Origin of the sequence: Achromobacter sp. RW408 (assembly GCF_003184165.1) — a bacterium.
Classification (GTDB): Bacteria; Pseudomonadota; Gammaproteobacteria; order Burkholderiales; family Burkholderiaceae_B; genus Achromobacter; species Achromobacter xylosoxidans.
Genome location: NZ_QHHO01000049.1, coordinates 1,279,115 through 1,290,627, shown reverse-complemented (window position 1 = coordinate 1,290,627; position 11,513 = coordinate 1,279,115). Strand labels below are relative to the sequence as shown.

The window sequence follows — 11,513 nt, the reverse complement described above, 5'->3', positions numbered from 1 at the left end:
ACGCGCCGCGTATCGCTTCCCGGCGGGGTGACCAACGGGGCTGACTGCCCCGTGGCCGCGCCACACGCTTCATCCGATCAGCACGCCCCGGCGCTTCGCCGACGGGGCGCGGACGGTTCATGGCGAACCGAAATGTAATGGACGGCCGAGTATCCGGCCGCCAATCACAAGGGGAAATATCGATGAACAAGTACCAGCTGCAACATGCCTGCAAGACCGCCGCCGCCCTGGCCTGCCTGGCGTGGGGGCTGAAGGCCCACGCCCAGGCGCCCGCGCCCCTGGCCGACTACCCCAAGCAGGCCATCACCGTGGTCTCGCCGTTCCCGCCCGGGGGCGGCAACGATGGCGTGGCGCGCCTGATCGCGCAGGAACTCGGGGCGATCACCGGCCAGAGCGTGGTGGTGGAAAACCGTTCCGGCGCGGGCGGCAACGTCGGCACTTCGCAGGTGTCGCGCGCCAAGCCCGACGGCTATACGTTGGTGATGTCGCAGACCAGCGTCATGGCGGTCAACCCGCGCCTGTACAAGAACGTGGGTTTCGATCCGCTCAAGGACTTCGTGCCGATCTCGCAGATCACCTCGGCGCCGCTGGTGCTGGTGGCGCGCAGCGAAAGCGCCTACAAGTCGCTGGGCGACTACCTGGACGCCGCGCGCAAGCAGCCCGGCGTCATCACCTACGCCACGCCCGGCAACGGCACCATGAGCCATCTGATGGGCGCGCTGCTGTCGCAGAAGGCCAACGTGAAACTGGTGCACGTGCCGTATCGCGGCGCCGCGCCCGCCATCACCGACCTGATGGGCGGCACCGTCGACATGCTGATCACTTCGCCGGCCTCGGCCGAGCCGATGGTGGCGGCCGGCAAGCTGCGCATCCTTGCGCTGAGCCATGAGAACGGCATCGGCATCTTCAAGGGCGCGCCCACGCTTGCCCAATCCGGCATGGACGGCATCACGGCCGACGACTGGTACGGCCTGTTCGCGCCGGCCGGCACGCCGCCCGAGCGCATCGCCTACCTGGCGCAAGCGGTGGCGCAGGCCATGAAATCGCCCAACGTGATCGCCAAGATCCAGGTCGGCGGCAGCCAGCCCGTCGGCAGCGCGCCCGATGCGTTCGGCAAGCGCCTGCAACAGGACACCACGTACTGGGCCGACATGGTGAAGGTTGCGGGCGTGTCGGTGGATTGAGGCGGCGCTACACCACCAGCATCTTGCCGACCGCGCTCTTCAGGGCCGCGAAGGCCGGCTGCTTCTGCGCATTGGTGTTGGTGACGAGGTGATCGATGCGGTTCACCTCGCAGTACGACACCCGGCTGCACAGGCCGATCTTGCTGAAGTCGGCCAGCAGGATGCGCTGCTTGGCGTTGGCCGCCATGGCGCGCGCCACCTCGGCTTCGCGCAGGTCGTAGCTGGTGGCGCCGCATTCGGCATCCACGCCCACCGGCGACAGCAACGCCACGTCGGCGCGGTAGCGGTGGATCTCGGCGATGGTGATGTCGCCGACGGTGGCGCACACCGGCCCGCCCACCGATCCGCCCAGCATGATGAGTTCATTGGCCCCGCTGCCGGCGGCGCCGACCTTGAGCGCCACGTCGAACGAATTGGTGATGAGGGTCAGGCCGCTCAGCTTGGCCAGCTCGTCCGCCAGCATGCTGGTGGTGCTGCCGGCGTCCAGGAACAGCGTCTGCCCGCTCGTCACCAAACCGGCCGCGGCGCGCGCGATGGCGCGCTTGTACTTGACGCGGGTATGCACGCGTTCCGTGATGGGCGGCTCGCTGTGTACCGGCACGGCACCGCCATGCACGCGGCGCAATTCGCCCATCGCCTCCAGCTCCAGCAGATCGCGCCGGACGGTCTCCCGCGATACCCCCAGTTCGCCGACGATACGGTCGGTCGATACCTGCTGCAGGGAAGACAGCAGGGCGCGGATTCTCTGATACCGCTCTTCTTGCCACATATCGGATGCTTCCTAATCTCTATTTGCGGCGTCGCGCCGGCAGCGCGATCAACGCGCGCATCGCCAGCAGCGAACCACCCACGACCAGCATGATAAGCGTCGAATAGGCCGCGGCCTGCGAGACGAACCCGGCTTCGTCCAGCCGCAGTACGGAAACCGGCGCGACACTGACCGACGGCGTGACCAGGAAGATCACCGCCGACAGCGTCACCATGGAACGCATGAACAGGAAAAAGAACACGCCCAGCACCGTTGGGGCGATCTGCGGCAGCACCGCATCGCGCACGATGTGCAACGTGCCGCCGCCCAGGCAGCTGACCGCTTCCTCCAGCGCCTGCGGCACCGCGCGCATGCCGGTCATCATCGTCAGGAAGCCTTGCGTGTGATAGTGGTAGAAGTTGCACAGCGCGATCAGTGCGGCGCTGCCGTATAGCGCGTACAGCGGCGTGGAAGGCGAGTTGAAGGCGAAGATGTAGGACAGCCCCAATACCAGCCCCGGCACGCCCACCGGCAGCACCGACACCAGGTAGACCAGCTTGGCCCACGCGCGGGGGATGCGGCATACGCCGAAGGTCAGGAAGAACAGCAGCAGCACGCCGCCGGCCGCGGCCGCCAGCGACAGGTACAGCGAAGTCCACAGCGGCGCATAGCCGCCGCTGACGGTGATGTCGTAGTGCTTCAGGGTCCATTCCATGCGATAGGGCCACAGCCGCATGAAGCTGGCGAACACCACCGTGCCCACCGTCACCACGATGGCGCCGGCGCACAGCAATACGCCGGCCGTGAACGCCAGGTCGCGGCCGCGCGCCGGCTGCGGCGTGACGCGCAGCCCGCTGGGCGAGGCGGCGCCGAACTGGCGCTGCGAGGCCACCCGTTCGATCTGCACCGAGATCAGCGACGGCAGCAGCAGCAAAATGCCCACCACCGAGCCCATGCCGAAATTCATCTGCCCCGACACCTGGCTGTAGATCTCGGTGGCCAGCACGCGGTAGTTGCCGCCGATCACCGCTGCGTTGCCGAAGTCGGTGATGGTGATGACGAACACTACGAACGCCGCGCTCAGCAGCCCGAACTTGCAGTTGGGCAGCGTGATGTCGAAGAACTGCCGCGCGCTCGACGCACCCATCACCTCGGCCGCGTCGTAATAGCGCGCATCGGTGTTGCGCAGCGCCGCCTGCAGGATCAGCACGGCCTGGGGCAGGGCGTAGAACACGTTGGAGATCAGCAGGCCCCAGAACCCGTAGATGTCGAATTCCCAGCCCGTCCAGCGATGCACCAGGCCGTTGCGTCCAAGGATGAAGATCAGCCCCAGCCCCTGCACCAGCGACGGCGCCAGCAGCGGCAGCACCAGCGCCAGCTTCACCAGCGCCTTGCCGCGCATGCGGCTGCGGTCCAGTCCGAAAGCGATGGCAAAGCCCAGCAGCAGGCTGACGGCGGTGGTGGCCGCGCTCATCGTCAGGCTGTTGGCGGTGGCGGTCAGGATGCCGCGGGTGGCGAACACGTCGGCGTAATTGCCCAGGCCGATAGCGCCGTCCTTTTCCACCAGGCTGCGCCAGCCGACCGTGGCCAATGGATACAGGAAGAACAATGCCAGCCCGGCCATCGGGATGCCGACGCAGGTCCAGAGCAGCACCCGGTCCAGCGACACGGACGCGCGGCCGGCGCGGGACGACGCGGCGGCGCCGATACGAACCGTATTCATGCTCGGACTCCCGCGCGTGCCGGCGTGGCGGACGCAGTCATACGCGAACCCAGGCGCATTGTTCCGGCGCCATGTCCAGCCGCACGGGCGCGCCCTGCGACAAGCCCGCCGCACCCTGTTGTTCGACCAGCAACTCGCGGCCTCGCCAGTCCACCCGCACGCGCGTCAGGTTGCCCATGAAGGTCATTTCTCGCACCCGGCCCGGCCCGCGCTCGTCGGCGGCGATGCGCAGGCTTTCCGGCCGCAGGCAGGCCTCGAAACGCTCGCTGGCGCCATCGGGCCGGGTCGCCAGCAGCGCCGGCATGGCCTCGCGCACCCAGTCGGTCGGCAGCAAGTTGCTCAGGCCGACGAAGTTGGCGACGAAGCGTGTGCTCGGCCGCAGATACAGATCGGAAGGCGAGCCCACCTGCTCGACGCGGCCGTTATTCATGCACACGATCTTGTCGGCCAGCGTCAGCGCTTCCTCCTGGTCGTGCGTCACCATGATGGTCGGTATCCGCAGGCGGCGCTGCACCTCGTGGATCTCGGCGCGCATGTCGGTGCGCACGCGCGCATCCAGCGCCGACAAGGGTTCGTCCAGCAGGATCAGCGCCGGGTCCACCGCCAGCGCGCGAGCCAACGCCACGCGCTGTTGCTGGCCGCCGGACAACTGATGGGGATAACGCTGTGCATAATCCGGCAGCTTGATCAGCGCCAGCAATTCACGCACTCGCGCGTCGATGCGCTCGCGGCTCTCGCCGCGGATGCGCAACCCGTAGCCGACGTTCTCGGCCACCGTCATGTTGGGAAACAGCGAATACGACTGGAACACGATGCCGAAGCCGCGCTTGCGCGCCGGCAGTGCCGACAGGTCGCGTCCGCCCAGCGTGATGGTGCCGCTGTCGAACGGCAGCAGGCCGGCGACGATGCGCAGCAGGGTGGTCTTGCCGCAGCCGCTGGGGCCGAGCAGGCAGACGAATTCATGTTCGCCCACCGACAGGTCGATGCCTTCCAGCGCCACCGCGCCGTCGAAGGTCTTGCGGATCCCGCGCAATTCCAGGTACATGGCCACTCCAGGCGGTGGCGTGGCGGCCGGCGGCGCCGGCCGCGCGCGCCGTCAGCGTTTGATGGTGTCCTGCCAGGTCTTGATGGTGGCGTCGCGTTCCGCCGCCGATTTCTGGAAGTCCACCGGATACAGCACGGCGGTCAGGTCCTTGGGCAAGCCCGCGGCTTCGGCCGCCTTGTTGGGGGCGGCGCCGGGAATCGTCACCAGCTCCTTGTACTTGCTGTACAGCCCGCCGGCCTGCGCCGACAGCGTCCAGTCGAGGAAGCGCTTGGCGTCCGCGGGATTCTTGGCGGTCTTCATCAGGCCCGAGGCTTCCAGCTCATAGCCCACCCATTTCGACGGGATCACCATCTTCACCGGAAAGCCTTCCTCGATCGATTGCATCGCCGGGAACGCGAACGACACGCCGATCGCATACTCGCCGGCGCGCGCCATCTTGCAGGGGCGCGACCCCGACGGCGTGTACTGCGCCACGTTCTTGTCCAGATCCTTGAGCAGCGCCCAGCCTTTCTCGGCGCCCAGGCCCTGCAGCAGCGCGACGATCTGCAGATAACCGGTGCCGGATGCCGCCGGACTGGGGATGACGATCTCGCCCTTGTAGACCGGCTTGGTCAGGTCTTCCCACGAGGTCGGCATCGGCAGGTTCCTGGACTTGAGCCGGTCGGTGTTGACACAGAACGCGGCCACGTAGCCGGTGGCGGCGAACCATTTGTTGTCGGCGGCCTTGTATTGCGCGGGCAGGGCTTCGATGCCCTTGGCCGCATACGGTTCCAGCAGCTTCTGCAGGCGCGGATCCAGCATGTTGCTGACCGCGAAGCCCCAGATCACGTCCTGCTGCGGATTGCCGGCCTCGGCGATCAGGCGAGCGCCCAGGTCGCCGGTGGACAGGCGCAGCACATTGACCTTCACGTCGGGCAGGGCGGCGTTGGCGGCCTTCAGGTAGGCGGCAATCTCGTCTTCCTCCAGCGCCGTGTAGACGGTGATCGCGCCGGCGTGGACGGCCTGGGCAAAACCTAGGGAAATTACTGCAACCACAAGACCAAGCTTCTTCTTACATTGCATGATGGGACTCCGGAAAGGAATACATGGCAACGGCGATGAGCTGCTTTTCTGCGGACGGCGACCTGCGGGCGGGGCGGTAGGGTTGCGCGAGGAAACGTTGCGTTTCCCGGGTTGCGTTTTTAGGTATATTTGCAAATTTGTGGCAACGTGTCTAGACTGGAAAAACCCGAATCGCATGGGTCTTTCCGCGCCGCGTTACGCCTCGGAGCTCGTCATGCAAACTTCGCCGCTGCCCACCGCGCAGCAATTGGCCGCGTTTTCCTCGTTCGCCCAGACGCTGGCGGACCAGGTCCGGCCCCTGTCGCGCCAGTGGTTCCGCCACCCCCTGATGGTGGAGACCAAGGCGGATGAAAGTCCCGTCACCCGCGCCGACCGCGAGGTCGAGCAAGCGCTGCGCGAAGCCATCGCCCGCCAGTATCCGGATCACGGCATCTTCGGCGAGGAATACGGCGCCAGCCATGCCGAGGCCGAGTGGGTGTGGTCGCTCGACCCCATCGACGGCACCCGCGCGTTCATTTCCGGCAATCCCCTGTGGGGCACGCTGCTGGGCCTGCTGCACCGCGGCCGCCCGGTGCTGGGCCTGATCGACATTCCCATGATGGCCGAGCGCTGGCTCGGCGCCGCCGGTTCGCCCGCGCGCCTGAATGGCGAGCCCTGCCGCACCCGTCAATGCACCGAACTGGACCAGGCGATTCTCTACGCCACCTCGCCCGACATCTTCGAAGGCGCCGATCTGGCCGCATTCGACGCGCTGGCGCGCTCGGTGCGCATGCGCCGCTATGGCGGCGATTGCTACAGCTATGGCCTGCTGGCCAGCGGCCACGTCGACCTGGTGGTCGAGGCCGGCCTGCAGCCGTATGACTACCTGGCGCTGATGCCCGTGATCGAAGGCGCGGGCGGCGTCATTACCGATTGGTCGGGGCAGCCGTTAGGCCTCGCGTCGCAGGGCCGCGTGATCGCGGCCGCCACGCCGCAGCTGCATCGCGAGGCGATGCGGATGCTGGGGGCGGCCGTGACCTGAAACACCGCGCCCCGCGACCCCGCACGTCAACGCAACGCTTCAGCCACGACAAGGTGAACGAGCCATGCATGCACTAGGGGTAGCAACGGTGGAAGACGCGGAGCGGCTGGTCCAGGCCAGCACGCTCTCGCATATCAAGATCGGCCTGTCCGACGTCGATGGCGTCATGCTGGGCAAGTACGTCAGGCGCGACAAATTCCTGGCCGCGCTGCGCGGCGGGCTGGCTTTCTGCGACGTGGTGTTCGGCTGGGACCTGGACGACCAGCTCTACGACAACACCAAGTACACCGGCTGGCACACGGCCTATCCCGATGCCAAGCTGCGCATCGTGCCCAGCACCTGCCGCCGGCTGCCGCTGGAGCAGGGGCCCGGCGGCGAGGACATGCTGCTGTTCCTGGCCGAGTTCGAAGGCCCCGCCGCCGACATCTGCCCGCGCCGCCTGCTGCATCGCACGCTGGATCGCGCCGCCGGCATGGGCTTCGAGGTCTACGCCGCGCTCGAATACGAGTTTTTCATGTTCCGCGAGACGCCGCACTCGGTGCGCGCCAAGCACTACCGCGACATGGAGAACTGGACCCCCGGCAACTTCGGCTACTCGGTGCTGCGCAGCACCGTGCAGGGCGATTTCTATCGCAAGCTGCTCGACATGTGCGAGCGCATGGACATGCCGATCGAAGGCCTGCATACCGAGACCGGTCCCGGCGTGCTGGAGGCGGCCATCGCGGTCGATCAGGCCGCCGCCGCCGGCGACAAGGCCTTCCTCTTCAAGACCTTCACCAAGGCGCTGGCGCAGCAGAACGGCCTGATGGCCACCTTCATGGCGAAGTGGTCGCACGAGCATCCCGGCCAGAGCGGCCACATCCACCTGTCGCTACGCGACCGCACCAGCGGCCGCTCGGCCTTCTACGACGAGTCGCGCCCGCACGGCATGAGCGCGACGCAGGCCGCCTTCATGGCCGGCGTGCAACGCTACCTGCCCGAATTCATGGCGCTGTACGCGCAGACCATCAACAGCTATTCGCGCCTGGTGCCGGGTTACTGGGCGCCGCTGGACGCCACCTGGGGCATGGAGAACCGCACCACCGCGCTGCGCCTCATCCCGGGCAGCGACAAGTCGCAGCGCGTCGAGGTGCGCATCGGCTCGGCCGACGCCAATCCCTATCTGGCGCTGTCCGCCGCGTTGGCCTCTGGCCTGCATGGCATCGAGCAGGGCCTGGAACCCGAACCAATGGTGCAGGGCAACGCCTACACGCAGCAGTTTCCCGACCGCCTGCACCTGCCCACCACGTTGTGGGAAGCGGCGCAGCGCCTGCGCCAGTCCGAAGCCGCGCGCGAGCTGTTCGGCGATGCCTTCGTCGAGCACTATGCCGCCACGCGCGAATGGGAAGAACGCCAGTTCCGCCGTCACGTCACCGATTGGGAATTGGCTCGCTATTTCGAGATCATCTGAACGCCGCCGCTTCATCTTTTCACCACGCATGCACAGGGTCGCCATGACGCAGGAACTCATCACCATCAGTCCCATCGACGGCCGCGAAGTCGTGCGCCGCCCTTACGCCAGCGAGGCGCAGGTCGCGCAGGCGCTGGCCGACGCGCAGGCCGCGCAGGGCGCGTGGCGCGCGCTCGGCATCGAGCAGCGCGGCCGCATCCTGTCCGATGCGGTGACGCGCTTCGTCGCCGGCAAGGCCGAGATCGCGCGCGCCATCACGATCCAGATGGGCCGCCCCTTGCGCTACACGCCTGGCGAAGTGGATGGCTTCGAGGCGCGCGCGCGCCACATGATCGGCATCGCCGCCGAGGCGCTGGCGCCGATCCAGGTGCCGGAGATCGCGGGTTTCACGCGCTTCATCAGCCGCGAGCCGATCGGCGTGGCGCTCACCATCGCGCCGTGGAACTATCCGTTGCTGACGGCGGTGAACAGCATCGTGCCGGCGCTGATGGCTGGCAACACCGTGATCCTCAAGCACTCGGACCAGACGCCGCTGTGCGCCGAGCTTATCGGCCGCGCCTTCAGCGAGGCCGGCGTGCCGCATGGCGTGTTCCAGTACCTGCACGCGAACCATGACATCGCGCAGCGGCTGATCCGCGCGCCCGAGGTCGGCTACGTGTCCTTCACCGGTTCGGTGCGTGGCGGCTGGAGCGTGGAGCAGGCCGCCGCCGGCCGCTTCATCGGCGTGGGCCTGGAGCTGGGCGGCAACGACCCCGCGTATGTGCGCGCCGACGCCAACCTGGCGCACGCGGTCGAGACGCTGGTGGACGGCGCCTTCTTCAATTCCGGCCAGTCCTGCTGCGGCATCCAGCGCATCTACGTGGCGCGCGACCGCTACCAGGATTTCATCGATCGCGCCGCGGCGCTGACCCAGGAGTACGTGCTGGGCGATCCCCTGCAGCCGGACACCACGCTCGGCCCGGTGGTGCGCACGCGCGCGGCCGACGAGGTGCGCGAAGTGATCGCCGAAGCCGAATCGCGCGGCGCCCGCAACCTGGTCGATGCTACGCGTTTCGCCGCCGCGCGCGCCGGCACGCCGTACGTGGCGCCGGCGCTGCTGACGCAGGTGGATCACCGCATGCGCGTGATGAACGATGAATGCTTCGGCCCCGTGGTCGGCGTGATGCCGGTCGACAGCGACGAAGAGGCCGTCGCCTTGATGAACGACAGCCCCTATGGCCTGACCGCCGCCATCTTCACGCAGGATGAAGAGGCCGCATTGCATCTTGGCCGCCAGTTGTGCACGGGCACCGTCTTCATGAACCGCTGCGACTACCTCGATCCCGCGCTGGCGTGGACCGGCGTCAAGCAAACCGGCCGTGGCGTTTCGCTGTCGCGCGTCGGCTACGAACAGCTCACCCAGGCCAAATCCTTCCATCTGCGCCGCCACGCCTGAGCGCGCGACCAGGAGCCGACATGACCGTCCCCAGCGTCAACTGGAACTATCCCACCGCCATCAAGGCGGGCCCCGGCCGCATCAAGGAGTTGCCCGACTGGTGCCGCGAACTCGGCATGGCGCGCCCCTTGTTGGTCACCGATCCCGGCCTGGCCGCGCTGCCCATGATCGCCGACGCGGTGCGCGGCTGCCGCCAGGCCGGACTCGAATGCGGCCTGTTCCACGAAGTGAAGGGCAACCCCACCGGCAGGAACGTGGACGACGGCGTGGCGCGCTATCGCGAAGGCCGCCACGATGGCGTCATCGCGTTCGGCGGCGGCTCGGCGCTGGACGCGGCCAAGGCCGTCGCGTTGATGGCCGGCCAGAAGCGTCCGCTGTGGGACTTCGAAGACGTGGGCGACAACTACCTGCGCGTGAACGTGGCCGGCATGGCGCCGGTGGTGGCGGTGCCGACCACCGCGGGCACGGGCTCGGAAGTGGGGCGCGCCTCCGTCATCACCGACGAGGCGGCGCAGGTCAAGCGCATCATCTTCCACGCGCGCATGCTGCCCGCCATCGTCATCCTCGATCCCGAACTCACCGTCGGCCTGCCGCCGCGCATCACCGCCGCGACCGGCATGGACGCGCTGTCGCACAACCTCGAAGCCTACTGTTCGCCGTTCTTCCATCCGATGGCCGCCGGCATCGCGCTGGAAGGCATGCGCATGATCAAGGAATACCTGCCGCGGGCCGTGGCCGATGGCGCCGACCTGCAGGCGCGCCAGCAGATGCTGGTGGCCTCCAGCATGGGCGCCACCGCGTTCCAGCGCGGCCTGGGCGCGATGCACGCGCTGGCGCATCCGCTGGGGGCGCTGTACGACGCCCATCATGGCATGCTCAACGCCATCCTCATGCCCTACGTGCTCAAGGCCAACCAGCACGCGGTGGCGCCGCGGCTGCAGGCGCTGGCGCGCTATCTGGGATTGCCGGATGACGGCCCCGGCGCCGTGCTCGACTGGGTGCTGGGCCTGCGCGAGACCGTCGGCATTCCGCACACCCTGGCCGACATCGGCATTGACGAGGCGCAAGCCGAGCGGGTAGGGCGCATGGCCAGCGAGGATCCATCGGGCGGCACCAACCCCGTCGCCTACACGCCAGACCAGTACGCCGAACTTTTTCGTGCAGCCGTTCGCGGAATCTTGTAAGCTTCGCCCCCTCTGCGCGGAAACGCGGCAGGCAGAACGAAAGTTTTGAATATTTTTCGTCCCAGGCGTTTGACAGCGGATTTGAAAGTGTTCATAATCTCAAGTTCTCCGCTGGAGGGGTGCCCGAGTGGTTAAAGGGGGCAGACTGTAAATCTGTTGGCCTTGCGCCTACGTTGGTTCGAATCCAACCTCCTCCACCAGAGACCCAAACCTGAATCCAGGCGATGTTTGCCTGGATTTTAAAATGTAGGCCTAGTGAACTAGGCGGCCTTCGCAACGAAGGTGGCTGGTTCTCCAAGGCCTTAGTTTTGAAAGTCTGGGATAGATAGTGAGGTGGTGAAAGGACAGCCGCGGGTGTAGCTCAATGGTAGAGCAGAAGCCTTCCAAGCTTACGACGAGGGTTCGATTCCCTTCACCCGCTCCAAGCAGTACACATGCCCATGTGGCTCAGTGGTAGAGCACTCCCTTGGTAAGGGAGAGGTCGCGCGTTCGATCCGCGCCATGGGCACCACAAATTCCAAAGTCTTTTCTTCAGTCAGCAGCTTCAGTCAAAAGCGCAATCCAGGTCAGGAGTCAGCCATGGCAAAAGGCAAGTTTGAACGTACCAAGCCGCACGTGAACGTGGGTACGATTGGTCACGTTGACCACGGCAAAACGACGT

The 11,513-nt window shown here is 67.0% G+C and carries 9 protein-coding genes, 3 tRNA genes and 1 pseudogene; 9 read left to right on the top strand and 4 right to left on the bottom strand.

The window, feature by feature from the left end:
• Positions 1-182: 182 nt before the first annotated feature.
• On the top strand, positions 183-1,184 hold the full coding sequence (locus DK459_RS25455; RefSeq protein ID WP_070541220.1) for a tripartite tricarboxylate transporter substrate binding protein: 1,002 nt from the start codon (positions 183-185) through the stop codon (positions 1,182-1,184).
• Between the two features lie 7 nt (positions 1,185-1,191).
• Here DK459_RS25455 and DK459_RS25450 read toward each other — a convergent pair whose 3' ends face one another.
• The 4 genes from DK459_RS25450 to DK459_RS25435 are packed head-to-tail and all read right to left on the bottom strand — an operon-like array spanning position 1,192 to position 5,762.
• Positions 1,192-1,953, bottom strand: coding sequence for a DeoR/GlpR family DNA-binding transcription regulator (locus DK459_RS25450; RefSeq protein WP_070541222.1), 762 nt, complete (start codon positions 1,951-1,953; stop codon positions 1,192-1,194).
• Between the two features lie 19 nt (positions 1,954-1,972).
• On the bottom strand, positions 1,973-3,655 hold the full coding sequence (locus tag DK459_RS25445; RefSeq protein WP_070541224.1) for an ABC transporter permease subunit: 1,683 nt from the start codon (positions 3,653-3,655) through the stop codon (positions 1,973-1,975).
• Between the two features lie 37 nt (positions 3,656-3,692).
• A complete protein-coding gene (locus DK459_RS25440) occupies positions 3,693-4,700 on the bottom strand; it encodes an ABC transporter ATP-binding protein (protein WP_070541226.1) in 1,008 nt (335 codons plus the stop codon).
• A 51-nt stretch (positions 4,701-4,751) separates the two neighbouring features.
• Positions 4,752-5,762 carry an ABC transporter substrate-binding protein gene (locus DK459_RS25435; RefSeq protein ID WP_020925801.1) on the bottom strand — a complete coding sequence of 337 codons (1,011 nt, stop codon included), beginning with the start codon at positions 5,760-5,762 and terminating at the stop codon, positions 4,752-4,754.
• A 214-nt stretch (positions 5,763-5,976) separates the two neighbouring features.
• On the opposite strand from DK459_RS25435, the gene hisN reads away from it, so the two are divergent.
• The 8 genes and pseudogenes from hisN to DK459_RS25395 form a co-directional block, all read left to right on the top strand.
• On the top strand, positions 5,977-6,783 hold the full coding sequence (gene hisN / locus DK459_RS25430) for a histidinol-phosphatase (RefSeq protein ID WP_006389579.1): 807 nt from the start codon (positions 5,977-5,979) through the stop codon (positions 6,781-6,783).
• A gap of 64 nt (positions 6,784-6,847) precedes the next feature.
• Positions 6,848-8,233: a glutamine synthetase family protein gene (locus DK459_RS25425; RefSeq protein ID WP_035184163.1), complete on the top strand. Its 1,386-nt coding sequence runs from the start codon at positions 6,848-6,850 to the stop codon at positions 8,231-8,233.
• A gap of 43 nt (positions 8,234-8,276) precedes the next feature.
• The gene (locus DK459_RS25420; protein WP_070541228.1) at positions 8,277-9,668 is read left to right on the top strand and encodes an aldehyde dehydrogenase family protein; all 1,392 of its coding nucleotides are present in this window, start codon (positions 8,277-8,279) and stop codon (positions 9,666-9,668) included.
• A gap of 20 nt (positions 9,669-9,688) precedes the next feature.
• Complete coding sequence (locus DK459_RS25415) at positions 9,689-10,852, top strand: iron-containing alcohol dehydrogenase (RefSeq protein WP_070541230.1); 1,164 nt, start codon at positions 9,689-9,691, stop codon at positions 10,850-10,852.
• A 113-nt stretch (positions 10,853-10,965) separates the two neighbouring features.
• Positions 10,966-11,052: transfer RNA gene (locus tag DK459_RS25410), tRNA-Tyr, on the top strand.
• Positions 11,053-11,202: 150 nt separating this feature from the next.
• Positions 11,203-11,276, top strand: a tRNA-Gly gene (locus DK459_RS25405).
• Between the two features lie 12 nt (positions 11,277-11,288).
• Positions 11,289-11,363: transfer RNA gene (locus tag DK459_RS25400), tRNA-Thr, on the top strand.
• A 68-nt stretch (positions 11,364-11,431) separates the two neighbouring features.
• Positions 11,432-11,513, top strand: a pseudogene (locus DK459_RS25395) (elongation factor Tu); the annotation flags it as partial.